Below are 22,883 nucleotides of genomic sequence, written 5' to 3'. Positions count from 1 at the left end.
CTACCGTCCCTCCTGGTCGCTGTCCGGGACGCCCGCCGCCCGCATCGGCAGCCGCTCCGTCCGCCGCCGGGCCTCCCCGACTGCCGGAACGGCGTGGGAGGTACCCCCACCGTTGTGCCGGGCCGGCCTCGCGTCGTGGCCGCGCGGCGCCGTGTGCGGGCCGTCCCACAGGGTGCCGTCGGTGCGGTCACGTGGATCGGGGTCGATCAGCACCACGCCGAGCACCGGGATGCGCTGGTCCGCGAGCTGCCGCGCCACGGTGTGCAGCCATGCCACGCTGCCGTGCCCGGCACGGACGACGAGCACGGTCCGGGTGCCGAGATACCGGAGGTCGGTCCACGCCGTCCCGGGCGCCACCGAGCCGACACCGAGCCGGAGTCCCTGAGGCGACCCGGCCGCGGCCTCCTCGCCGCTGACCACGGCAGGTTCTCCCGGCTTTGGGCGTCGGCCCGCGAGCTGCCGGCCGGGCAGACCGTCGACGACGGCCACCGGTCCCTGTGCCGCCAGTGCCCCGGCGAGGTCCAGCGCGATCGCGCTCGTACCGCGCGCACAGCCCAGTTCCAGCAGTGACACCTGTTCCGCGGAGCCGCGTACGGTGCGGGCCAGGGTCGTGGTGAGCCGCTCGCGTGCCGCCCGGGTCCGCCGGCGCTGCCACATCCTGGCCCGCGCCGTACGGGGCAGTTCCGCGATGACCGAGGCGCCGAGGTTCGCCGCGATGTCCCGGCGCAGCACGGGGCGGTCCGCCACCACCGTGCCGACCGCGGCCACCGCGAGTCCGAGGACGAGCCCGAGGACGAGGCCGATCGCGGCGTCGGTGGCGGCGGCTCTGGGCAGGGAGTGCCGGACCGCGTGCGGGGCGTCCACGATCTGGGTGCCGGCGATGAGCTGGGGCGTGCCGATGCGCGCCTCCGCGGCGCGCTGGCCGAAGTCGGTGATCCGCGAGGTGAGTTCGGCCCGGCGGGCGAAGAGCGACTCCATGTCCGCCGACGCCTTCGGGTCGCTCTCCGGTGGCCCGTCTCCGATCGTCTTGTTGACCTGGGCGAGTTCGTCCCGCATGCGGTCACGCTGGTCGAGCAGGGTCTTGGCCTCGGCGTCCGCGGCTTCCCGTATCCGCTTCACATGGTCCGCGACGAACGCCTCGGCCAGCGCCTTGGCGCGGGCCACCGCTTGTGCGTCGCTGTCACCTGTCGCTTGGATCTGCAGCAGGTTGTTGGTCAGGCCGGTCCCCGCGTAGTCCCGCATGAAGTCCTCCGGTTTCTCCGGGGACCCGAGGGACCGCAGGGCCTGGCCGGCGATCCGCGTGGTCCGCAGCAGCTCGACGTCGGTGCGGATCAGCGTTCCGGGGTCGTTCGGCTGGTCCTCCTGATGCGCGACCAGCACCTTGGTCACCGCGGTCGGCGGTGGCGGCAGCAGAATCGCCACCGCCGCGCCCACGAGCAGCCCCAGCAGCGCCATGGAGCACCACAGACGCCGCCGCCTGCGCACGGCCACGACCAGTGCCTGAAGGTCCAGCAGCGGTGCGGCGGCCGACGGCTCCGATGTCGTACTCGTCGTCACCGCGAACCTCCCGCCGTGTGGTCGCCGACCGCGAGGGCCGGAGCGGCGGCATCCCGAGGACGGCCGGCGGGCCGCGTCGGACGGGCCCGGACCGCGCCGGCGAGGACGATGCCGACGACCTCGTGCCGGGCGTCCGCACACGCCTCGGCGATGCCGGTGAGTTCCCCCGTGGTCCAGCGGCCGGCGCTGAGCACGACCAGGGCACCGGACTCGTGGGCGCGGTCCGGCACCGTCGGCCGGTCCACCGAAACCCCGACCACCCGCAGCAGCGGATCGTTCTCGGCCTCGGTGACGAGCTGCCCGGCGGCCCGGTGGGCGATCTCGTCGCCGTCCGGGACGACGACCAGCAGCCGTCGTGGGGCCGGCAGCCGGTCCCGCAGGCGGGCGCACACCCGCCGGTAGCGGATCCGCCTTCCGGCCTCGTCGCCGGACGTCTGCGGACTCGGTGTGTCCCACCGGACGTCGACGCCCAGCAGCCGGCGGATCCGGGCCCGCCGGCCGCCGTCCTCCGTCCGGTGCGCGGGCAGTTCACCGGGTACGTCGACGGTGCCCAGCAGCGCCGAGCCCAGCGCCGCGGCGATCTCCGGTTCCGTGCGCGGCCGGCGGCTCATCCGTGCGGCGGTGAGATGGCCGATGACCGCGAGCAGGAAGAACAGCAGGGCCCCGCCGACGACGAGCTGCGTCCTCGTCGGCGGTGCCTCGCCGTCAGGCCGGGCCGCCGGACCCATGACGACCATGTCGGCCTTGCCGGCGGCCGGGTCGGCCTCGTCCAGCTTCTTCATGGCCTCCTGCAGCGTGGTGCGCAGCTTCGCCAGCTCGGTGCGGGTCTGCACGCTCTCCACGGTCCGCCCCGGATCGGCCGCGTCGGCCAGCTCGGTGATGCGGCGACTGGTCCGCACCACCAGCTGCCGCAGTGCCTCGGGCCGCTCCGCCGCTTCGGGGTCGGTGTCGTCGCCCCCGATCCGCGCGGCGAAGGCGACGAACTGCCGGGCCACCTGGTCGGAGAGCCGCTGGGCGCGCTCCGGGGTGTCGGCCGTGCCCGAGATCTTGATGATGTTCCCGTCGGCGGCCCCGGCGCTCACCCGGTCCCGCAGTTCCCCGCCACCGACTCCGGTCCAGCCGAGCGTGGCGGCCGCACGGTCGACCACGACCGAACTGCTCGCGATCTGTGCCTGAGTCAGCAGCTCGCGCTCCTCCCACGCGCCCGGCAGCAGTACCGATGCCGACGTCGTATAGCGCGGGGGAAACAGCAGGGAGGCGCCGTAGCCGACGAGCGCACCCACGACGGCGAGGAAGAGGAGAAGCCGCCCACGCCGACGGATAATCCGCCCGATCGTGACAAGGCGTATCGTTTCATCGTTCAACTGTGCGGCCTCATCCCTGCCTGTTATGGGTCGCCCGCGACACCGGAGCGCGGTCACGGCAGGCAGCGGCGTAGGCGGCGAGCAGCGACGCCTGCGAGTTCCGCCAGGAGAGCGGCCCGCTGACCCGCTCCTGGCCGATCTTGCCCATCCGGGCCCGCTGCTCCGGGTCGTCGAGCAGCAGCGCGATGAGCCGGGCGAACTCGGCCTCGTCGTTCGCGGGCGCGTAGACGGCGGCGTCACCGGCGGAGACGCGCGCCTCCCGGAGGTCGAACGAGACGATGGGCCGGCCCATCGCCATGTACTCCAGGACCTTGTTCATGGTCGACACGTCGTTGAGCGGATTGCGCGGGTCGGGGGAGAGGCACACGTCCGCGGTGGACAGGTGGCGCACCAGGTCGGCGTCCGGAATGCGCCCGGTGAACTCCACCTGCTCGGAGAGCCCGAGCCGCCGGGACAGTTCCACCATCGCGTCGAAGGCGTCGCCGGCGCCGACGAACACCGCGTGCCAGTCGGTCCGCCCGAGCTCGTCGCGCAGTTTCGCCAGGGCCCGCAAGGCGTAGTCGACGCCGTCCTGAGGGCCCATGACCCCGAGGTAGCAGAGCAGATGAGGCTTGCCGCGCTTCAACTCCGGCTCGGGCGGCACCGGTTGGAAACGGTCGGTCGCGGGCGCGCTGCGCACCACGAAGACGTCCTCCGGCCGCCGGCCGCCACGGCGCACCGCGACGTCCCGGTAGCTCTCGTTCGTCGCGAGCACGATGTCCGAGGCCCGGTAGGTCAGCCGTTCCAGCGCGCACACGGCGCGGTAGAGCAGATCCTCGCCGCGGTCGAACCGGGAGAGGTACAGCTCGGGTACCAGGTCGTGCTGGTCGAAGACGAACCGCGCGCCGCGCCGCTTCATCCACAGTGCCGGCAGGAACAGCAGATCGGGCGGGTTGCAGGCGTGGACCACGTCGACCGGGCCGACCTTCCGGGCCAGCCGGACCGTGTGCCACAAGGCCGCTCCGTACTCCCGCAGATAGCCGGCCGGCCCTCCGGTGGCCGCGCGCAACGGGTAGCGATGGATCCGCACCCCGTCGATCACCGTCTCCGGCTCCGTGTCCCGCTTGCTGCCCCGGGGGCAGATGACGTGCACCTCCCAGCCCGCGTCGCGCAGCGTCGTGCACTCCTGCCACACCCGCCGGTCGAACGGCACCGACAGGTTCTCCACCAGGATCAGCGCGCGCCGGTTCGTTCCGTCGCCGCCGGCCGTGTCACTCAACGATCTGTCACCAAGCAAGGCCCACGTACCCCGGTTCGGTCCGGCGCGCCTCGGCGTCGGGAAGGCGGATGAGGTCGACGATCACCGGGCCGTCACCATGGGGCAGCGCCGAGATCACGGCTGGATCGCTGCTCCCGACGAGGCACACCTCGGCGTGCTCCAGCACCTCGTCGACCGAGTCCGCGAGCAGCTGCGCCAGGTGCGGCAGCCGGGTCTCGATGTACTCGCGGTTCGCGCCGATCAGCCGGGACAGGCTCACGTTGGCGTCGTAGATCTTCAGGTCGTACCCCTTGCCGAAGAGCCTCTCCGCCAGCTCGACGAGCGGGCTCTCGCGGAGGTCGTCGGTGCCGGGCTTGAAGGACAGCCCGAACAGGCCCACCCGGCGCTTGCCGGTGCGCTCGACCAGCTCCACAGCGCGCTGCAGATGGTCGGAGTTGGAGGGCAGCACATGGGCGAGGATGGGCACCGAGACGTCGGCGCGGCGCGCCGCGTGGACCAGGCTGCGTAAGTCCTTGGGCAGGCAGGAGCCGCCGAAGGCGAAGCCGGGCCGCAGGTAGGCGGGGCTGATGTTCAGCTTGCGGTCGGCCAGGAACACGTCCATCACCTGGTGCGAGTCCACCCCGAGCGCCTGGCACACCGCGCCCAGCTCGTTCGCGAAGCCGATCTTGAGGCCGTGGAACGCGTTGTCCGCGTACTTGATCGCCTCGGCCGTCGGGACCGGCACCCGGAACACCTCACCGGGCAGGCCGTCGTACAGGGCCATCACGGCATCGCCGCTCGCCGGGTCGAGTTCGCCGACGACGGTCTTGGGCGGGTCGAAGAAGTCCCGCACGCTGGTGCCCTCACGCAGGAACTCCGGGTTGACCGCGACCCCGACGTCCACCCCGGCCGTGCCGCCGACGTTCTTCTCCAGGATCGGCACCAGCAGGTTCAGGCAGGTGCCCGGGAGCATGGTGCTGCGGAACACCACGGTGTGCCGGCCCCCCTGCTCGGCCCTCTCGGCCAGCGCGGCGCCGATCTCCTCGGTGACCCGCTCCAAGTACGCGGTGCACAGGCTGCCGTTGGGCTCCGACGGTGTGCCCACACAGACCAGTGACACCTCGCTGTCCATGATCGCCTCGCGGACGTCGCCGGTGGCGCGTAACGCTCCGGTCCGCACGACCTCGGCGATGAGCTCGCCGATCCGTTCCTCGACCACCGGGGCCTTGCCGTCGTTGACCAGGTCGACCTTCACCTGGTTGACGTCCACCCCGATGACCTCGTGGCCCATGCTGGCCAGGCACGCGGCCGACACACAGCCCACGTAGCCGAGCCCGAAAACGCTGACTCTCATGACTCGTTCCTCCCCCCAGGCAGGCCCCGACGGCCTGCGATCCGCGCGCCGGCCCCACGACGACGCCCGCGCATCAGTAGGCCCCCTGGCCGTGGAGCACCGCGCGTAGCGTCTTCCACAAGATCACTGTGTCCAGGGCCAGCGACCAGTCCTCCACGTACCGCAGGTCCAGCCGGACCGCCTCCTCCCACGACAGGTCGCTGCGCCCGCTGATCTGCCACAGGCCGGTGAGCCCGGGCTTGACCAGCAGCCGCCGCCGGATGTCCGGGCCGTACGCCGCGGACTCCTCCGGTAGCGGAGGCCGTGGACCGACGAGCGACATCGATCCGGTGAGCACGTTGAAAAGCTGCGGGAGCTCGTCGAGCGAGTACCGGCGCAGCACCGTTCCCACCCGGGTCACCCGCGGATCCCGGCGGACCTTGAACAGCAGGCCGGCGCCCTCGTTGAGGTCGGCCAGCTCGGCACGTGCCCCGTGAGCCCCGGCGACCATGGTGCGGAACTTGAGAATGGTGAACTCGCGGCCGTCCTTGCCCACCCTGCGCTGGCGGTAGAACACCCCGCCCCGGCTGTCCATCAGCACGAGCAGCCCGACGCACACCATCAGCGGCGCGAAAAGCACCAGCAGAAACGTTGCGCCTATCCGGTCGACGACCCCCTTGACCACTCGGCGGCCTCCGGTGAAGGCCGGCATGCTGACCCGCAGCAGCGGGATCCCGAGCACCGCGTCGATGTGCAGCCGCGGGCCGGCCACCTCCATCAGCACGGGGGCCACGACCATCTCGGCGTCGCTGCCCTCGAGGTTCCAGGCCAGCCGCTGCAGCCGGTCCGGCGACCAGTGCGGGTCCGGTGTGACCGCGACGACCCGGTAGCCGTCGCGGCGGACGTGGCCCGCGACGTCCGCCAGCCGGCCGACGACCGGTACTCCGTCCAGTTGATCACCGTCGATCCCGAGGCCGTCCGTCGTGCAGACCGCGTCCACCCGCCAGCCGAGGTGCGGGAACTTGCGGGTCCGGGTGATCAGGTCGTGCACGGTGGCCGGACTGCCGGCGGCGAGCACCGGTCTCAGGCACCGGCCTTCCTTGCGCTGTTTGTGCAGCCCGAGGCGGAGCAGATACCGCGCGGTCATGGTGACGAGCGCGATCGCGGGGATCGCGACGAAGATCCAGAGCTTGATGTTGCGCGAGGTGAGGGCGATGCCGCCGAGTGCCAGTACCACGGTCGCCGCGAACAGCGAGCGTCCGAGCCGGCGGAATTCCTCAGCGCCCTGGCCCAGTACGGCCGGCGCCCACGCCCTGCCCACCGCGAGCGCCCCCAGCACCAGCAGCTCGGTGCCGAAGGCGAGGATTCCCCACTTCTCGTGCCAGTTGGCCGCGTCCCGCGCCCCGAAGAAGTTGCCGATGGCCGCCACCACCAAGGCGGTGGCCACGGTATCGCTGATGATCACGGTACGGCGGTACCGCTGTTCCCAATCGATCGCGGGCCGGCTGATCGCCCCGTCCGCCAGTCGCCCGCGCGCTGACGGATACGGGCTGGCTAATCCCCCCTGCCGCACAGAACCCCCCAGGTCCCCAGTGGTTCGACGTGTTCGCCTAGCACTGTTCCTCCGTCCGGGAGGCCCCCGCCCCCCGTGCTGTTCGTCCCCCGAGGGAGGCCCCCGCCCCCCTCGTCGTGCGCATGACATGCCAGGTCTTGCGGAGCTGCCTGAACAGCCCACCCCGGCCGGCAGCGGAATCGCCCGTCCTACCGGCTTTGTGCAGCGGCGGACCTATAGATCATTAAGGGTCGCCTCGTGCCCGAACAGCTGAAGCACGGTCAATCTAGACCATCGGGGCCAGTATGGAGAGAGGGTGTGTGCAATTTGTGTTCAAGCTTTGAGGGCGGATGCATCGATCGGCGACCGCCTGTCGAATCCGATACCGAGGAGGACTGCTGATGCGCAGCGTGACCTATTCGATGAGCGTGTCACTCGACGGCTACATCGTCGGGCCGGACGGCGACTTCGACTGGGGGTTGCCCGAGGAGGTCTTTCGCTTCTGGATCGACGAGATCCGAGGGGTCGGCGTCCATCTGATGGGACGGCGGCTCTACGAGACGATGCTGTACTGGGAGACCGCCGACCAGGATCCCGCGCTCGACGCCGCGGGGCACGAATGGGCCGCGCTCTGGAACCCGCTCCCCAAGGTGGTCTTCTCCACCACGCTGTCGACGGTGCAGGGCCACGCCCGCCTGGCCTCCGGCGGCGTGGCGGAGGAGATCGAGCGGTTGCGGGCCGAGCCGGGGGAGGGCGAGATCGCCATCGGCGGCGCGACGCTCGCCGCCGAGGCGGCCGGGGCGGGCCTGATCGACGAGTACCGGACCATGGTCTACCCGGTGCTGGTCGGCGGTGGCATCCCGTACTTCCCCCGGCACGAGCGCCGGGTGGATCTCGAACTCGTCGAGACCCGCACCTTCGCTTCGAGGGTCGTCTACCTCCGCCACCGCGTGACGCGCTAGCCGGCCCGCCCGCGCAACCGTTCGATGACCGGTGCGAACGCCTCCATGTACGGCTCCAGGATGGTCAGGTACGTGAAGCCGTAGCGCTCGCGCCGGGACAGGACCTGGTCGGTGATCTCGTCCAGCGTGCCGACCAGGGTGACGGGAAGGTCCAGTACCTCATTCGCCGTCAGGCCCGGTAGGTGGTCCAGCAACGGCTGGATGGCGGCCTCGCGGTCCTCGGCGTCGATCACCATCTGCACGAGCAGATTCAGCTCGGCCGGCTCCGCGCGGCCCTCCGCGAACTTCAGATACCGTGCCACGCGCTCCTCGAGATCGTCCGCGCTGATCGGTGTCAACTGCCCCGTCGTGCTGCCGGGTGCCGTGCGCGCACCGGTGAACGCCGCTATGTCGGCGTGCTCGGCGGCCAGTCGCAGCATCCGGTCGCCGTTCCCGCCGACCAGCAGCGGCACCAGTGGCCGCTGCGTCGCCCGCGGCTGGTGCTCCTCGGAGGCCAGCAGGCGCTCCAACTCCTCCACGGTGCGCCGCAGATGGTCCACCCGCTCGCCCGGCGAGCCGAACGGCAGCCCGGCCGACTCGTGCTCGTCCCGTGCGTAGCCGGTGCCGATCCCGAGCTCCAGACGCCCGCCGGTCAGCGCGTCCGTCGTCGCCACCTCACGGGCCAGCAGCGCCGGGTTCCAGAATCCGGCGTTGAGCGTGAAGGTGCCGAGCCTCGGCCGCTCGGTCGCCTCGGCCGCCGCCACCAGTGCGGGGAAGGGCGCGGGCATGCCCAGATGGTCGGGGACGAGGATCACGTCGTAGCCGAGCTCCTCGGCCCGGCGGCACTTGGCGCGCCACTCCTCGCCGGGGGCGGCCGTGAGCATGTTGATTCCGAAACGGAACGGGCGCGGCATGAACTCTCCTCACTGAGAAGGGACTTGAGCGACTCCCGTGATTCCATCACTCGTGCGCGATGGCCGCCAGTACGTTCATGCGGGATGCACGCAACGCCGGCAGCAGCGCGGCCACCACGCCCACCACCGCCGAGCCGATCACCACCGCCACGATCGTGCCCCACGGGATCGCGAGGGCCGTCATGCCCTGGAGCGCCAGCACCTGCTGCGTGCACACCCCCCACACCAGCCCCAGAGCCAGCCCCAGGACCGCGCCGAACACCGCGATCACCACCGACTCCAGCCGGATCATCCGCCGCAGCTGACGCCGGGCCAGCCCGATCGCCCGCAACAGCCCGATCTCCCGGGTCCGTTCGACGACCGACAGGGCGAGGGTGTTGACCACGCCGAGCACCGCGATGATGATCGCCAGCCCCAGCAGCGCGTACACGAGGTACAGCAGGACGGCGATCTGGTCGTGCACCAGTTGCTTGTAGTCGGCCAGGTCCCGCACCTGCACCTGCGGATACGGATCCAGGGTCCGCTCCAGGTTCGCGCGCAGGCCGTCGTCGCTCGTGCCGGGGGCGGCGTTGACGTACAGCGCGGAGTCCTGCCCGCCCGGTGCGTAACGCTCCAGGGTGGCGAGCCCGAAGTAGAGCCCGCCCTGCGTGCCGAACCCCTCGGCGGAGTCCTGGTCGGTGAGGGCCCCGACCTTGAGCTCGGCTCCGCGGCCGCCCTGGAACTCCACCGGGACGGTGCTGCCCACGCGTACGCCGTGGTCGCGTGCGAAGTCCCGGTCCATGGCCAGGCGCCCGGCCGCCAGCGCCGCCGCGGAGTCCCCTTGGATGTACGTGATGTTGGCGACCTCGTCGAGCCGCGGATCGTAGGCGGCGGCGGTCGTCTCCACCCGGTCGCCGTCCGGCAGCCGCACCGCGACCGGCGTGAACCGCCCCCGCACCACCAGGCCCACCCCGTCGGTGCCGCGCACCTCGTCGGTGACCTCCTTCGGGAACGGCAGGAAGTTGGTGTTCTGGATCACGAAGTCGGCGCCCAGCGTCTTGTCGATCTGCTGGTCGAACGACCTGGTCATCGAGGCGCTCGCCACCGACATCCCGCCCACCAGGGCGAGCCCCACCATCAGGGCCGCCGCGGTCGCACCCGTACGGCGGGGATTGCGCAGGGCGTTGCGCTGGCTCATCCGGCCGATCGACCCGAACAGCGCGGGGAAGGCCGCGCCGAGCACGCGGATCACCGGGCGCACCAGCAGCGGACCCGCGATCACGGTGGCGATCAGGGTCAGCACGACGCCCAGCCCCAGCAGCGACGCCGCCGACGAGGTCTGTTCGGACGCCGCGCACCCCGCGAGCGCCGCCGCCCCGGCCGCCCCGACGACCGCGCCCGCCACCGCGCGCACCCGCAGCGGCCGGCCCACCCCGGCGACCTCGGCGTCCGAGAGCGCGGCCATCGGCGAGACCCCCGCGGCCCGCCGCGCCGGAAGATACGCCGCGACGAAGGTGACCCCGAGCCCGACGACGTACGCCGTCACGGGCGTCACCCAGCCGATGACCATCTCGCCGGCGTCGATGTTCATCCCGAGCAGGCCCATCAGCTCGATGAGCCCGGCCGCCAGCCCGATGCCCGCCGCGAGCCCCAGCGTCGAGCCGACCAGGCCGAGCAGCAGGGCCTCGACGAGGACCGAGCGGCGGACCTGGCGCCGGTCGGCGCCGAGCGCGCGCAGCAGCCCCAGCTCGCGGGTGCGCTGGGCGATGAGCATGGAGAAGGTGTTGACGATCAGGAACACCCCCACCAGCACGGCGATCCCGGCGAACCCGACCATCACGTACTTGATGACGTCGAGGAAGCCGCCCAGCTGCTCGACGTCCGACTCGGCCTGCTCGCCGGCCGTCCTGAAGTCGTAGCTGTGCGCGCCCAGCGCGGCGGCCACGCGCTGCTTGAGCTGCGCGTCGCCGACCCCCTCGGCGGCGTCGACGGAGATGCTGGTGGCGCCCACCGGGCTGCCCAGCAGCTTCGTCTGCGCCGTCCGGGTGTCGAAGAAGACCAGGGCGGCGCCGGGGTTGGTGGTCGTGAACGTGACGATGCCGACGACCCTGACCTCGAACGAGCCGGGCGGCGCGATCACGGTGAGGGTGTCACCGATGTGCACGTCCTTGCGGCCGGCGGTCTCCGAGTCGAGCAGCGCCTGGGCCGGTCCGCGCGGGGCGTGACCGGAGGTCAGCTCCACGGGGCTGCGCTCGGTCGGGTTCCAGGCGGTGCCGAGCGTGGGAGCCCCGGTGGTCGGGCCGACCGGCTCGTTCTTCTCGTCGGCGACCGTGAGGCCGTCCACGTCCACCTCGGCCCGGGCCGCCGCGACCCCGTCGACCTGCCGCACGCGTGCGGCGAGCGCGGCCGGCAGGGTGGCCGTCCGGCCGGAGGGCACGGCCTCGTCGAGGTCCTCCTTCGGGCTGACCGTGACATCGGCCGCGGTGGAGGCGAACAGCCGGTCGAACGTACGGCTGACCGTGTCCGAGAAGATCAGGCTGCCCGCGACGAACGCGACGGACAGCAGGACGGCGAGCGCGGAGAGCAGCAGCCGCCCCTTGTGCGCCAGGAAGCTTCTCAGGGTCGCCTTGAGCACGGTTTCAGTTCTCCTCGGCGGACGGGGAGCCCTCGCCCCCCGCGGTGGGCGGGGCGTCCTCGAACCGGGTGCGGATCGAGTCGAACCTCTTCATGCGTTCCAGCACGGCCTCCGCCGTGGGCCGCCGCATCTCGTCGACGATCCGCCCGTCCCCGAGGAAGAGCACCAGGTCCGAGTGGGCGGCAGCTCCCGGGTCATGGGTGACCATGACGACCGTCTGGCCCAGCTGGTCCACCGCCTCGCGCAGAAAGCCGAGCACCTCCAGACCGGCGCGCGAGTCGAGGTTGCCGGTCGGCTCGTCCGCGAAGATCAGCTCGGGCCGCGAGGCCAGGGCCCGCGCACAGGCCACGCGCTGCTGCTGGCCCCCGGAGAGCTGCGACGGCCGGTGCCTGAGCCGGTCCCGCAGGCCCAGGGTGTCGATGACCTGGTCCAGCCACTTCTCGTCGGGCTTCCTGCCCGCGATGTCCATGGGCAGGGTGATGTTCTCCAGCGCGTTCAGGGTCGGGATGAGGTTGAACGACTGGAACATGAACCCGATCCGGTCCCGGCGCAGCCGCGTCAGCTCGCGCTCCTTCAGCCCCGTGATCTCCGTGTCGCCGAGCCACACCTGGCCGGCCGAGACGGTGTCGAGCCCCGCGAGGCAGTGCATCAGCGTGGACTTCCCGGAGCCCGAGGGCCCCATCACCGCGGTGAACCGGCCCCGCGCGACATCCACGTCCACCGAGTCCAGCGCGAGCACGGCCGTCTCGCCCGAGCCGTACGCCTTGGTCAGACCGCGGGCGCGGGCCGCGATCCCGTCGGCCGACGCGAGGCCGGGGGCGTGCTCCGCAGCAGGTGTGGACAAGGCCGCCTCCTCGGGGTGGATGTCCGGACTTCGCCGTCTTGCCCGAGCGTAATGTGACGCGGCCCACACTCGGTATCCTCCGTGAGTCGGAGTCCCGGCCTTGCCGGTGCTAGCACTCGCGCGCTAGCTTCGAGGTATGGCGAAGACCCAGCTGAACGTGCGAGTGGACGAGGGCACCGCCCGAGCCGCCCGCGAACGCGCCCTGGCCCGCGGTATGAGCGTCAACCGCTACATCGAAGAGCTGGTCAGACAGGACACCGGCGAGGTGGGCCACACCTTCGTGGAGGCCGCCGCCGACTTCATGAAGCAGTACGAGTCCGTCTTCGCCGAGGAGTTCGGCGGGGACCGGGAGGGCACGCGCGAAGGTCGTCACTGATCCCTTGAACAACCTCGAGATCGATCTCGCCTGGCTGCTGATGCTCGCCGAGCACAAGACCCCCGGAGACCCCCAGGTCACCGACTGGGGAGCCCTCGTCGCCGCCGTCGCACGCCACCAGGCCGCCATATTCGACGTCCCCGTCTACGACAGCCCGCACGCCCGCGCCGCGGCGCTGCTCCAGCTGTTGATCCACGTCCCCGCGCTGGAGCGCTCCAACGCCCTGTTCGCCTCCGCCGTCGCCTACGCCTATCTCGTCGCCAGCGGAGCCAAGGTCGTCACCTCGCCCGAGCAGGTCCGCGACCTCGCCAAGCTGGTGAAGAGCGGCGAGGCGTCCGTGCGGGACATCGAGCGGGAGCTGCGCCAGTGGAGTCTGTGACTAGGAGCTGACCGGGCGCCATGCCGTGCCCAGCACGCAGTACGACGCGGGCAGGGTCGGTCCCTGCTCCGGCATCAGCACCTGCCGGTAGGGGCCGAGTTCGAAACCGGCGTCGCGCAGCGCCCGCACCGGCTCCCGCGACAGATGGCAGCCCCCGTTCAGCGCCGGCCACACCGTCCGGTCCAGCGCGCGCTGGCTGAAGGTCATCACCCGGCCACCGCCCCGGCCGTGCTCGAAGAACCGCACCTCACCGCCCGGGCGCAGCACCCGCCGGAGCTCCCCGAGCGCCCGGGGCACGTCCCGCACACTGCACAGCACCAGCGACACCACCACCGCGTCGAAGCCCTCGCTCTTGACCGGCAGCGCCTCGGCCGCACCCGGCACCACGTCCACCGGCACCTCGGCGCGCAGGGCGGCCTCCACGGCCAGCTGCCGCAGCCGCCGCTCCGGCTCGATGGCCACGACCTCCGAGACGGTGCCCGGGTAGTGCGCGAAGTTCAGCCCGTTGCCCGCGCCGATCTCGAGCACCCGCCCGGACAGCCCGTCGAGCAGTCTCCCGCGCACCCGGCCCATACCCATCCGGGTCTCGGCGGCGACGCTGATCCGGGCGTAGTAGCGGGCGAACAGCGGATGGTGCACGGCATCCCGCGGCACCTTGCCGGAGCGGAGCGGCATGGAGACCTCCCTGCTAGGCGGACCTACGGGGATTGTCCCCCGCGGGGCCCCGCGGCACCCCTGCCGCCGCCGACTCGACTAGCCCAGACGGACCCGTCCCAGCACCGGAAGGTGGTCACTTCCGGTCGCGTCCAGGGCGGACACCTCCGTCACCTCGGCTCCTCTCCCCAGCACCTGGTCGATCCGCGCGACCGGAAAGGAAGCCGGCCAACTGAACGCGAACCCCGAGGCAGGGGAGTCCAGTTGAGAGGTCAGCGGCCCCAGTCCCCGGTCCCGCACCGTGCCGTTGAGGTCGCCGACCACCAGGAGCCGACGGGCCGGGTCGTCCGCGATCCGGGCCCCGAGCAGTGCCGCGCTCTCGTCACGGGCCGCCGACGCCAGACCCGTAGGGCCCAGCCGGACGGACGGCAGATGGACCACGTACACCGCGAGCTCTCCACCGGGCGCGGCCACCGTGACCCGCAGACCGCGCTGCCAGCTCTCCGGAAAACCCTCCGGCCGGATGTCCACGGGCCGTACGTCCGACAGGGGCCAGGCCGACCACAGCCCCACCGTGCCGTGGACGGCCCGGTACGGCCGGGAGGCACCCAGGACGTCCTGGTACGCGGGCCGTGCGGCGGGCGTCAGCTCCTCGACGGCCACCAGCTCCGCCCCCGTGGCGCGCAGAGCCCGTGCGGTGCCGGAGTGGTCGGTGTTGTCATCGGCCACGTTGTGCTGGGCGACCGTCAGGTCGTAGGACTCCGGGGGCGAGGAGAACCACAGCCCGCCGAACATCCACAACCAGACGGCCGCCGGCGCCAGACAGGCGAGCAGCCCCGCCCTCGACCGCCTGAGCGCGGCGAGGCAGCCGAGCAGCGGCACGGCCACACCCAGCCACGGCAGGAACGTCTCCAGGAGGCTTCCGAGCCGCCCTACTCCGTTGGGCACGGCGGAGTGCAGGGCCAGCAGGCCGGCGACACCGACGGCGCCCGCGACGAGCCAGGCGTCCCACGACCGCAGACCCCTCACCCGCGTTCCCTAGGGGGCTTCTGATGGATCTCCGCGGCGTCGCGACGCCCGGCACGCACTCTCGCCGCACCGGACAAAAGGCCTAGTAGCTCCGCCCCCACTCTCGGCTTCGCTCGAGCGGGGGGACCCCCATGGAGGCCTTCCGCCCAGCACGCCGAGAGCACGCACCGAACGCCGCTCCTTCTTCCACGGAGATCCATCAGAAGCCCCCTAGCCGAGTTCCGACGCCAGCAACGCGGCGGCCCCGGCCACCAGCGGGTTGTCGGCCGGCGCGTCCTCCTCCGGCTGGGTGGTCAGGACGGACATCACGATCGGCGGGCCGTCCGGCGGCCAGGTGATGCCCACGTCGTTGTTGCCGCCGTACCGTCCTCCGCCGGTCTTGTCGGCGACCAGCCAGTCGGCGGGCAGCGCCTTGCGGAACTTCTCGGTGCTGGTGGTGTTGCGGAGCAGCCAGTCCGTGAGCCGCGCGCGGTCCCTCGGCTCCAGCGCGTCGCCGAGCACCAGACGGGCGTAGGTCAGGCCGATGGCGCGCGGGGAGGTCGTGTCGGTCACACGCCACGGTTCCGCGGAGTTGAGCTCGGGCTCCCACCGGTCGAGCCGGGTGACCCCGTCACCGATCGAGCGGCTGAAGCGCGTGACGGCGGTCGGGCCGCCCAGTTCCACGAGCAGCAGATTGCCCGCGGTGTTGTCGCTGAAGCGGATGGTGGCGTCGCAGAGTTCGGCGACGGTCATGCCGGTCGCGACGTTCTCCTTGGTTATGGGGGAGTACCCCGACTTCGTGACGTACTCCTGGGTGTAGTGGACGCGCTTGGCCAGGAACTCGCCGTCGCGGTCGAGATCGCGCAGGACGGCGGCGGCGGCCAGCGTCTTGAACACCGAGGCCATCGGGAAACGTTCGTCCGCCCGGTAGGCCACGGTCCGGCCCGTGCGCAGATTGCGGGCGTAGACGCCCAGCCGCGCGGTGTGCTCCCGCTCGAGCTCCCTCAGCCGTGCGGTGACGCCGCCCGTACCGGGTAACGCGTGGGCCGTGCCGCCACCCAGCGAGAGAGCGGCGGCGGCGCCCACCGCGAGAGCCGTGCGGCGGGACGGGCGTGAGTGTGTTGTGCGCAAGGCGTTCCCTCCAGAGGTGATCACTTACGTAGTTCAACACGCGATCACGCCCGCGCCGGTTTCACCGCGCGCCCACCGGGACTCAGGACACCGGGGGAGCCTCCCGCACCCGGAACGCCTCCGCGTCCCACGTACCGTCCAGACGAGGCGCCAGCCACTGCGGCGCGGCCGAGCGGAAGGCGGCGGGGGAGAGGCCCCCCGACCCCGCGGGCACGGAGCCCAGCAGCGGCGCTCCGGCCACCTCCGGCAGGTCGGCGAGATTGCAGCGGGCGGCGAGGTCCGGTGCCGCGGGCCAGCTCCCGATCACGACGCCGGCCAGGTCGAGCCCGCGGAAGCGGAGTTCACGCGCTGTCAGTTCCGTCGTGTTCAGGGTGCCGAGGCCCGCCGGCGCCACGACCAGCACCGGCGCCGACAGCAGCCGGGCCGCGTCCGCCAGGGTGCCGCCGGCCGCGTCGAACCGTACGAGCAGTCCGCCCGCCCCCTCGACCAGCACCAGGTCGTGCTCGGTGGCCAGCTTGGCGGCGGCCTCCGCGACCTCCTGCGGATGCACGGGGGTGCGACCGGCCCGGCGGGCGGCCGTGGCCGGCGCCAACGGCTCGGGATACCGGGCGAGTTCGGCCGTCGTCACCGCGCCCGCGAGCCGCGCGACCTCGGCGGCGTCCCCCGGCTCGTCCGGCCGTACGCCCGTCTGCGCGGCCTTCAGCACGGCCACCGAACGGCCGGCCGCCCTCGCCGCCGCGGCGACGGCGGCGGTCACCACCGTCTTGCCGACCTCCGTGCCCGTGCCCGTGATCACCAGTACCGACATGTCATCCCTCCCGCGCCGCCGCGCACACCGCCCGCGCGATCCGCGCCACATCCGCGTCGCCCGTGACGTACGGCGGCATCGTGTAGATCAGATCGCGGAACGGCCGCAGCCACACGCCCTCACGTACGGCCGCCTCGGTGGCCGCCTTCATGTCCACGGCGTGATCCAGCTGCACGACCCCGATGGCGCCGAGGACCCGCACGTCCGTCACACCGGGCAGCTCCGAGGCCGCCGAGAGGCCGTCCCGCAGCCCCGCCTCGATCCGCTTGACCTCCGTGAGCCAGTCCTGGCCGAGCAGCAGCTCGATCGAGGCGCAGGCCACGGCCGCAGCCAGCGGGTTGCCCATGAAGGTCGGTCCGTGCGCGAGCACCGGCACCTCGCCCCGGGAGATGCCGTCGGCCACGCGAGCGGTGCACAGCGTGGCGGCCATCGTCATATAGCCGCCGGTCAGCGCCTTGCCCACGCACATCACATCCGGCGTCACGGCCGCGTGCTCCGCCGCGAACAGCGCGCCCGTACGGCCGAACCCGGTCGCGATCTCGTCGAACACCAGCAGCACGTCGTGCGCGTCGCACGCCTCGCGCAGCACCCGCAGATACGCGGGGGAGTGGAACCGCATACCGCCCGCGCCCTGCACCACCGGTTCGACGATCACCGCCGCCAGCTCGTCGGCGTGCCGCGCGACCATGTCGCGCAGGTGCTCGGCGTACGCCTCGTCGTACTCGGCGGGCGGCGCGTCCGCGAACACCTGACGCTGGAGCACCCCGGTCCACAGCTCGTGCATCCCGCCCTCGGGATCGCACACCGACATCGGCTGCCAGGTGTCCCCGTGATAGCCGCCGCGCCAGGTCAGCAGCCGCCGCTTGCCGGGACGGCCCAGCGAACGCCAGTACTGCAGGCACATCTTGACCGCGACCTCGACCGACACGGACCCCGAGTCGGCGAGGAAGACGTGCTCAAGACCCTCGGGAGACATGTCGACAAGGAGTTTCGCCAGCCGTACGGCGGGCTCATGTGTGAGCCCGCCGAACATCACATGGCTCATCCGCTCCAGTTGCCCTCGTGCCGCCTCGTTGAGCACCGGGTGGTTGTAGCCGTGGATCGCCGACCACCAGGACGACATGCCGTCGACCAGTTCTCCCGAGCCATCGGCGAGCCGCATCCGCACCCCGCTCGCCGACTCCACGACGAGCGGTTCCTGCCGTCCGGGCATCGGGCCGTACGGATGCCACACATGCCGCCGGTCGAGCTCCAGCAGCTCGGGCACCGTCAGCTCGGGCGTCCGCTCAGGCATTGGGCGCGAGGTCCGTTCCGGCGCCCCGGCGGCGGACGGCGACCAGGTCGGTCCGGGCATCGGCGGCCGTACGAGGCTCGGAGGCCTCCGAGGCGGCGCCGGAGCCGCAGCTTCCGGAACCCTCGGAGCCGCAGACCCCGCCGCCGTCGTGGCAGCCGCCGGACCGGTGCTCCGGCAGCGTCACCTGGTCGGTGCCCTCCACCTCGAACCCGGCGTCCGCGATCATCTCCAGGTCGGCCTTGCCGGCCTGGCCCTCGGTGGTCAGGTAGTCGCCGAGGAAGATCGAGTTGGCCAGGTGCAGGGCGACCGGCTGCATCGAGCGCAGATGGACCTCCCGGCCGCCCGCGATGCGCACCTCGACGTCCGGGCACACGAAACGCACCATCGCCAGGATCCTGAGACAGCGCTGCGGGGTGAGGTTCCACTCCTTGGCCAGCGGGGTGCCCTCGACCGGGATCAGGAAGTTGACCGGAACCGAGTCCGGGTCCAGCTCACGGAGCGAGTAGACGACGTCCACCAGGTCCTCGTCCGACTCGCCCATGCCGGCGATCAGCCCGGAGCAGGCCGACAGGCCCGCCGCGTGCGCCTTGCCGACCGTGTCGACCCGGTCGGCGTACGTGTGCGTGGTCGTGATCTCCCCGTATGTCGCCTCGGACGTGTTGAGGTTGTGGTTGTAGGCGTCGGCACCCGCCTCGCGCAGCCGCTCGGCCTGCCCGTCGGAGAGCAGTCCGAGGCAGGCACACACCTCGACGCCCTCGTTGCCCTCCTTGATGGCCTTGATCGTGTCGGAGACCCGGTCCACGTCCCGGTCGGTCGGACCGCGCCCGCTGGCCACCAGGCACACGCGCTTGGCGCCCCCGGCCACACCGGCCGCCGCCGCGTCGGAGGCCTGGTCGGGTTTGAGCCAGGTGTACTTCAGGATCCCGGCCTGGGAGCCGAGCCGCTGCGAACAGTAGGAGCAGTCCTCGGGGCACAGGCCGGACTTCAGGTTGACGAGGTAGTTGAGTTTCACCCGTCGGCCGAACCAGTGCCGGCGCACCTTCCCGGCCGCGGCCACCACATCGAGCAGGTCGTCGTCGGTCGTCGCGAGGACGGCGAGTGCCTCTTCGCGGGTCGGCAGCTCGCGCCGAAGCCCCTTGTCCACCAGCGTGTTCAGCAGGTCCATGAGAGCCGATCCTGTCCTACGGACCCGCTCCGGGCCAAGGAGAGTTCGCACAACAGAGTCGCTTCGAGGTGTGGGTATTGCCACATACTGACCTGCTGGTGGTCCCGCTAGTGTCTGTGCACTGCCTACAAAATTCCCGGAGGACCACCCATGGCGTTCGGCTGGATCGACGAGCAGGCGCGAGTGCGCCGCCGCGCCGGACTCGTAAGGACTCTGCGCCCCCGTCCGGCCGCCTCACCGCTCCTCGATCTGGCGAGCAACGACTACCTGGGACTGGCCCGGCACCCCGAGGTCACCGAGGGCGCGGCCCGTGCCGCGCGGGTCTGGGGCGGCGGTTCGACCGGCTCCCGGCTCGTCACCGGGAGCACCGAACTGCACGCGGAACTGGAAGGGGAACTGGCCGATTTCTGCGGTGCCGAGGCGGCCCTCGTCTTCTCCTCCGGTTACGCGGCCAACCTCGCGGCAGTCACCGCGCTGGCCCCGCACGGCTCTCTGATCGTCTCCGACGCGGGCAACCACGCCTCGCTCATCGACGGCTGCCGGCTGGCCCGCGGCACGACCCAGGTGGTGGCGCACGCCGAACCGGACGCCGTGCGCAAGGCGCTCGCGGCACACGAGGGCGCGGCGATCACGGTGTCCGACACGGTCTTCTCGGTCGACGGCGACGCGGCCCCGCTCGCGGCCCTCGCCGCGGCCTGCCGGGAGTACGGCGCGGGCCTGGTGGTCGACGACGCCCACGGCCTGGGCGTCCTCGGCGACGGCGGCCGCGGCGCCCCGCACGCGGCGGGGCTCGCGGGCGCCGACGATGTCGTCGTCACGGTCACGCTGTCCAAGTCGCTCGGCAGCCAGGGCGGAGCCGTCCTCGGCCCCGCCCGGGTGATCGACCACCTGGTCAACGCGGCACGGACGTTCATCTTCGACACGGGACTCGCTCCCGCGGCGGCGGGGGCGGCCCTGGCGGCAGTGCGGCTGCTGCGCGGCGAACCGGAACGGGCGGCTCGGGCCCGTGCGGTGGCGGGCGAACTGCACGCACGCCTGACCGCCGCGGGTCTGGAAGCGGTACGTCCGGACGCCGCGGTGGTCTCGGTGCGTGCGCCCTCCCCCGAGGACGCCGTGCGCTGGGCGGCCGAGTGCCGCGCGGCGGGCCTGGCCGTGGGCTGCTTCCGTCCTCCTTCCGTGCCCGACGGCATCTCACGACTCAGGCTGACCGCCCGCGCGGACCTGAACGGGGAACAGATCGAACGCGCTGTACGGCTGATCGGCGAGACGCGGCCATGAGTCGGCGTGACACGGCCGGGCGTCGCACGATGACGGACTGAACGGTGACGAACTGAACGGTGGTCGACCGATCAGAAACGGTCAGATGCGGTCGACCCCGGCCGCGAACTCGGCCCAGCTCCTCCGCGAGAAGAGCAGCGCGGGCCCGGCCGGGTCCTTGGAGTCGCGCACGGCGAGCAGTCCGGCCCAGGGTGGGGTGTCCGGACACGCGGTCTCGACGCAGTTGTTCGCGCCGGTGCTGTAGCTGCTGCGCAACCACCGCACACCGTGCAGGTCGGTGCTTGAGGGGACATGACGAGGCAGTGCACGCATGGTGCCTCCTTACGCGCCGGCGGCTGTCCCGGCGATGAAATCCAACGAGTCCTCGGGCGAAAGGGCGTGGATCTGAAGGGCGTTGAAGGCCTCCGTGTAGGCCTGGAGGTCTTCTTTCCGTTCGAGGTAGAGGCTACTCGTCAAGTGGTCGAGAACAACCACGTTCAGATCAGAAGTGCTCGAAAATGAGAAGATAACGAAAGGGCCGGTGACGCCGATATGCGCCCCGGCGGCGAACGGCAGTACCTGGAGCCGCACTTGGGGCAGGCGCGCCGCCTCGACCAGCCGTTCCAGCTGCCGTTCCATGACCCCGGGCCCGCCCACCTCGCGCCGCAGCACGGCCTCGTCCAGGACGGCGCTCAGTTCCAGCGGTGGATCCGCGCGCAGCACGTCCTGCCGGGCCAGCCGCACCTCGACCAGTGTGTCCAGCCGGTCCTCCGGCAGCCCCTCCACCGCGGCCTTCGTCACCGCACGCGCGTACTCGGGCGTCTGGAGCAGGCCCGGGACGACGGTCGTCTCCAGCGTGCGCATCACGGTGGCCTGGGACTCCAGGCTGATGAAGTCCCGGTAGGTCGGCGGCAGCACCCCGCGGTAGGCGTGCCACCAGTGGTGTCTGCCGCCCCCGTCGTCGGACCCCGCCAACACCAGGAGTAACTCGCGGAGTTGGGAGTCCGTCACACCATAGGCGTCGAGAAGTAACCGCACATCGGCCGGTTTCACCCCGCTCGTGCCCGTCTCGATCCGGCTGACCTTGGACTGGTGCCAGCCCACGAGCCGGGCCGCCTCACCGCTGGTGAGGCCCGCCGAGGTGCGCAGCGCGCGCAGTTCGGCGCCCAGTTTCCGGCGGCGCACCGCGGGACCGTGCTGCATGCGCTTCTCCTTACTCCTTCCGAGCCACCCACATACGGTCTCGCGTCGTAGAGTTCACCGCTTTGAGCGACAGATATATGCATATCTTGGTGGATCGCCGCCCTTCGCGGGTGTTCTGGTGGCACTCTGGCGGCGAAGCACCAGTCCGGGACCGTACTCGAACCATCCGCTCCGTGTCGGACTGCGGTCCCGTGGGAAAGGGACGACGTCGCCATGGCAGACCATCTGGAAACATCCGTCACTCTGCCGAGCGATCCCGCCTCGGTCTCCGCAGCGCGTGCCTACGTGGTGGACACGCTGGCGGAGTGGGGCCTGCCGGCGGGCACGGAAGTGTCCGACACCATCCGGCTCATCATCTCCGAGCTCGCCACCAACGCCGTCCAGCACACCTTCGGGCAGTCGCCCACGTTCACGGTGGATGTCGTGCTCGACCGCGACGAACGGCTGCGCATCGGTGTCACGGACAGCCACCCACGGCTCCCCAGAAGGCTCCCCGCCGCGGTCCAGCAGGACAACGGCCGCGGGCTTGTCATCATCCGCTGGCTGACCGCCGAATGCGGCGGCAGGCTGAGGATCCGCCCCACCCGTGAGGGCGGCAAGACCATCTCCGTGGAACTTCCGTGGAGCGTCCCGGCCCAGCCCATGACGGCGGCGGGACAGCAGGAACCGTAGCCTCGGCGCAGCGCGCCGGCCCTGAACGCGCGTACTCCCACCGGCGCGACCGACGTCCGCGCCACCCTCCCCGCAGAGCCTGTCACCGGCGTCGCAGCGACGCCTCCCGGCGTGACGCTCCTCCCCGCCGCGGTGCGGGGGTCCTGACGGTGCCCTGGGGCGCCGCCTCCCCGACAGCGGGCTCCGGCTCCTCGCGGCCGCCGATCGGCTCCTCCCGCAGCCCCGCCCGCCGCACCAGCCGGGGGAGCACCCCCCACAGTCCGACGCAGACCAGGAAGGTCGCCACCCCCGCGGCGATCCCGCCGGCCCTGCTGGTCGTCACGTCCACCACCAGCAGCACGGAACCACTGAAGGCGAACACCAGCACGATCAGGCCGGTCGTGGCCAGTCGCGAGGAGACCTGCACGCGCGCTGCAGTGGGGTCTCGCCGCGTGCGGTGCAGGGACTGTGCTCGGCCATGCCGCGACGAGTGACCACTTGAGCCCGTGTCACGCTCCCGGCGTGGGGGGGGGGGGGGGGGGGGGGGGGGGGCGCGGGGGGGGGGGGCGGCGCCGGCCGCGCCCCCCCCCCCCCCCCGGGC

The 22,883-nt window shown here is 72.0% G+C and carries 22 protein-coding genes; 5 read left to right on the top strand and 17 right to left on the bottom strand.

The window, feature by feature from the left end:
• The 5 genes from ACIBK5_RS38015 to ACIBK5_RS37995 form a co-directional block, all read right to left on the bottom strand.
• Complete coding sequence (locus ACIBK5_RS38015) at positions 1-1,557, bottom strand: Wzz/FepE/Etk N-terminal domain-containing protein (protein ID WP_399027115.1); 1,557 nt, start codon at positions 1,555-1,557, stop codon at positions 1-3.
• Positions 1,554-2,921: a polysaccharide biosynthesis protein gene (locus tag ACIBK5_RS38010; RefSeq protein WP_399027113.1), complete on the bottom strand. Its 1,368-nt coding sequence runs from the start codon at positions 2,919-2,921 to the stop codon at positions 1,554-1,556. The genes ACIBK5_RS38015 and ACIBK5_RS38010 overlap by 4 nt, the downstream gene beginning before the upstream one ends.
• A gap of 10 nt (positions 2,922-2,931) precedes the next feature.
• Entirely contained in the window at positions 2,932-4,197 is a 1,266-nt protein-coding gene (locus tag ACIBK5_RS38005) for a glycosyltransferase family 4 protein (protein ID WP_399027111.1), read from the bottom strand.
• Positions 4,187-5,512, bottom strand: a complete 1,326-nt coding sequence (locus ACIBK5_RS38000; protein WP_399027109.1) for a nucleotide sugar dehydrogenase — start codon at positions 5,510-5,512, stop codon at positions 4,187-4,189. Before ACIBK5_RS38000 ends, ACIBK5_RS38005 begins: the two co-directional genes overlap by 11 nt.
• Before the next feature lie 73 nt (positions 5,513-5,585).
• The gene (locus ACIBK5_RS37995) at positions 5,586-7,064 is read right to left on the bottom strand and encodes a sugar transferase (protein ID WP_399027107.1); all 1,479 of its coding nucleotides are present in this window, start codon (positions 7,062-7,064) and stop codon (positions 5,586-5,588) included.
• Positions 7,065-7,444: 380 nt separating this feature from the next.
• Here ACIBK5_RS37995 and ACIBK5_RS37990 point away from each other — a divergent pair, with 380 nt between their 5' ends.
• Positions 7,445-8,005 carry a dihydrofolate reductase family protein gene (locus tag ACIBK5_RS37990; RefSeq protein WP_399027106.1) on the top strand — a complete coding sequence of 187 codons (561 nt, stop codon included), beginning with the start codon at positions 7,445-7,447 and terminating at the stop codon, positions 8,003-8,005.
• Here ACIBK5_RS37990 and ACIBK5_RS37985 read toward each other — a convergent pair.
• Genes ACIBK5_RS37985 through ACIBK5_RS37975 form a run of 3 tightly spaced genes read right to left on the bottom strand, consistent with a single transcriptional unit; the run spans position 8,002 to position 12,356 of the window.
• A complete protein-coding gene (locus ACIBK5_RS37985; protein WP_399027104.1) occupies positions 8,002-8,898 on the bottom strand; it encodes an LLM class F420-dependent oxidoreductase in 897 nt (298 codons plus the stop codon). The genes ACIBK5_RS37990 and ACIBK5_RS37985 overlap by 4 nt on opposite strands.
• 46 nt (positions 8,899-8,944) lie before the next feature.
• The gene (locus ACIBK5_RS37980) at positions 8,945-11,512 is read right to left on the bottom strand and encodes an ABC transporter permease (RefSeq protein ID WP_399027102.1); all 2,568 of its coding nucleotides are present in this window, start codon (positions 11,510-11,512) and stop codon (positions 8,945-8,947) included.
• Between the two features lie 4 nt (positions 11,513-11,516).
• Positions 11,517-12,356: an ABC transporter ATP-binding protein gene (locus ACIBK5_RS37975; protein WP_399027100.1), complete on the bottom strand. Its 840-nt coding sequence runs from the start codon at positions 12,354-12,356 to the stop codon at positions 11,517-11,519.
• A gap of 136 nt (positions 12,357-12,492) precedes the next feature.
• On the opposite strand from ACIBK5_RS37975, the gene ACIBK5_RS37970 reads away from it, so the two are divergent.
• A complete protein-coding gene (locus tag ACIBK5_RS37970; protein ID WP_086560028.1) occupies positions 12,493-12,732 on the top strand; it encodes a toxin-antitoxin system HicB family antitoxin in 240 nt (79 codons plus the stop codon).
• A gap of 4 nt (positions 12,733-12,736) precedes the next feature.
• Positions 12,737-13,111, top strand: coding sequence for a fic family toxin-antitoxin system, toxin component (locus tag ACIBK5_RS37965; RefSeq protein ID WP_399027097.1), 375 nt, complete (start codon positions 12,737-12,739; stop codon positions 13,109-13,111).
• Here the strand turns inward: ACIBK5_RS37965 and ACIBK5_RS37960 are convergent, their stop codons facing one another.
• The 6 genes from ACIBK5_RS37960 to bioB form a co-directional block, all read right to left on the bottom strand.
• Positions 13,112-13,786: a class I SAM-dependent methyltransferase gene (locus tag ACIBK5_RS37960; RefSeq protein ID WP_399027095.1), complete on the bottom strand. Its 675-nt coding sequence runs from the start codon at positions 13,784-13,786 to the stop codon at positions 13,112-13,114.
• A 78-nt stretch (positions 13,787-13,864) separates the two neighbouring features.
• Positions 13,865-14,794 (bottom strand): endonuclease/exonuclease/phosphatase family protein, encoded by a 930-nt coding sequence (locus ACIBK5_RS37955; protein ID WP_399027093.1) that lies wholly within the window; start codon positions 14,792-14,794, stop codon positions 13,865-13,867.
• Positions 14,795-15,004: 210 nt separating this feature from the next.
• Positions 15,005-15,904, bottom strand: a complete 900-nt coding sequence (gene bla, locus ACIBK5_RS37950; RefSeq protein ID WP_399027091.1) for a class A beta-lactamase — start codon at positions 15,902-15,904, stop codon at positions 15,005-15,007.
• A gap of 82 nt (positions 15,905-15,986) precedes the next feature.
• Complete coding sequence (gene bioD / locus ACIBK5_RS37945) at positions 15,987-16,712, bottom strand: dethiobiotin synthase (RefSeq protein ID WP_399027089.1); 726 nt, start codon at positions 16,710-16,712, stop codon at positions 15,987-15,989.
• Position 16,713: 1 nt separating this feature from the next.
• Positions 16,714-18,006 (bottom strand): adenosylmethionine--8-amino-7-oxononanoate transaminase, encoded by a 1,293-nt coding sequence (locus tag ACIBK5_RS37940; RefSeq protein ID WP_399027087.1) that lies wholly within the window; start codon positions 18,004-18,006, stop codon positions 16,714-16,716.
• The gene (bioB, locus tag ACIBK5_RS37935; protein WP_399027085.1) at positions 17,999-19,171 is read right to left on the bottom strand and encodes a biotin synthase BioB; all 1,173 of its coding nucleotides are present in this window, start codon (positions 19,169-19,171) and stop codon (positions 17,999-18,001) included. The genes ACIBK5_RS37940 and bioB overlap by 8 nt, the downstream gene beginning before the upstream one ends.
• Positions 19,172-19,321: 150 nt before the next feature.
• On the opposite strand from bioB, the gene ACIBK5_RS37930 reads away from it, so the two are divergent.
• On the top strand, positions 19,322-20,449 hold the full coding sequence (locus tag ACIBK5_RS37930; protein ID WP_399027083.1) for an 8-amino-7-oxononanoate synthase: 1,128 nt from the start codon (positions 19,322-19,324) through the stop codon (positions 20,447-20,449).
• A gap of 81 nt (positions 20,450-20,530) precedes the next feature.
• Here the strand turns inward: ACIBK5_RS37930 and ACIBK5_RS37925 are convergent, their stop codons facing one another.
• Both ACIBK5_RS37925 and ACIBK5_RS37920 read right to left on the bottom strand, forming a co-directional pair.
• Positions 20,531-20,761 (bottom strand): DUF397 domain-containing protein, encoded by a 231-nt coding sequence (locus tag ACIBK5_RS37925; protein WP_399027081.1) that lies wholly within the window; start codon positions 20,759-20,761, stop codon positions 20,531-20,533.
• A 9-nt stretch (positions 20,762-20,770) separates the two neighbouring features.
• Positions 20,771-21,631, bottom strand: a complete 861-nt coding sequence (locus ACIBK5_RS37920) for a helix-turn-helix domain-containing protein (RefSeq protein WP_399027079.1) — start codon at positions 21,629-21,631, stop codon at positions 20,771-20,773.
• 213 nt (positions 21,632-21,844) lie between these two features.
• Between ACIBK5_RS37920 and ACIBK5_RS37915 the strand changes: the two genes are divergently transcribed.
• Positions 21,845-22,303 carry an ATP-binding protein gene (locus tag ACIBK5_RS37915; RefSeq protein ID WP_399027077.1) on the top strand — a complete coding sequence of 153 codons (459 nt, stop codon included), beginning with the start codon at positions 21,845-21,847 and terminating at the stop codon, positions 22,301-22,303.
• An 82-nt stretch (positions 22,304-22,385) separates the two neighbouring features.
• On the opposite strand, the gene ACIBK5_RS37910 is transcribed toward ACIBK5_RS37915, so the two are convergent.
• Entirely contained in the window at positions 22,386-22,709 is a 324-nt protein-coding gene (locus tag ACIBK5_RS37910; RefSeq protein ID WP_399027075.1) for a DUF6328 family protein, read from the bottom strand.
• Between the last annotated feature and the right edge of the window lie 174 nt (positions 22,710-22,883).

It is taken from the genome of Streptomyces sp. NPDC050546 (genome assembly GCF_044457425.1).
Taxonomy (GTDB): domain Bacteria; phylum Actinomycetota; class Actinomycetes; order Streptomycetales; family Streptomycetaceae; genus Streptomyces.
The sequence above is the reverse complement of the archived record's forward strand: the minus strand, read 5'-3'. Positions and strand labels throughout refer to the sequence as shown.

Excerpts from the sequence above, each read along its gene's own strand:
- ACIBK5_RS38000 (WP_399027109.1), bottom strand. The coding sequence starts at position 5,512 with ATGAGAGTCAGCGTTTTCGGGCTCGGCTACGTGGGCTGTGTGTCGGCC.
- ACIBK5_RS37990 (WP_399027106.1), top strand. The coding sequence starts at position 7,445 with ATGCGCAGCGTGACCTATTCGATGAGCGTGTCACTCGACGGCTACATC.
- ACIBK5_RS37985 (WP_399027104.1), bottom strand. The coding sequence starts at position 8,898 with ATGCCGCGCCCGTTCCGTTTCGGAATCAACATGCTCACGGCCGCCCCC.
- ACIBK5_RS37970 (WP_086560028.1), top strand. The coding sequence starts at position 12,493 with ATGGCGAAGACCCAGCTGAACGTGCGAGTGGACGAGGGCACCGCCCGA.
- ACIBK5_RS37960 (WP_399027095.1), bottom strand. The coding sequence starts at position 13,786 with ATGCCGCTCCGCTCCGGCAAGGTGCCGCGGGATGCCGTGCACCATCCG.
- bioD (WP_399027089.1), bottom strand. The coding sequence starts at position 16,712 with ATGTCGGTACTGGTGATCACGGGCACGGGCACGGAGGTCGGCAAGACG.
- ACIBK5_RS37940 (WP_399027087.1), bottom strand. The coding sequence starts at position 18,006 with ATGCCTGAGCGGACGCCCGAGCTGACGGTGCCCGAGCTGCTGGAGCTC.
- bioB (WP_399027085.1), bottom strand. The coding sequence starts at position 19,171 with ATGGACCTGCTGAACACGCTGGTGGACAAGGGGCTTCGGCGCGAGCTG.
- ACIBK5_RS37930 (WP_399027083.1), top strand. The coding sequence starts at position 19,322 with ATGGCGTTCGGCTGGATCGACGAGCAGGCGCGAGTGCGCCGCCGCGCC.
- ACIBK5_RS37925 (WP_399027081.1), bottom strand. The coding sequence starts at position 20,761 with ATGCGTGCACTGCCTCGTCATGTCCCCTCAAGCACCGACCTGCACGGT.
- ACIBK5_RS37920 (WP_399027079.1), bottom strand. The coding sequence starts at position 21,631 with ATGCAGCACGGTCCCGCGGTGCGCCGCCGGAAACTGGGCGCCGAACTG.
- ACIBK5_RS37915 (WP_399027077.1), top strand. The coding sequence starts at position 21,845 with ATGGCAGACCATCTGGAAACATCCGTCACTCTGCCGAGCGATCCCGCC.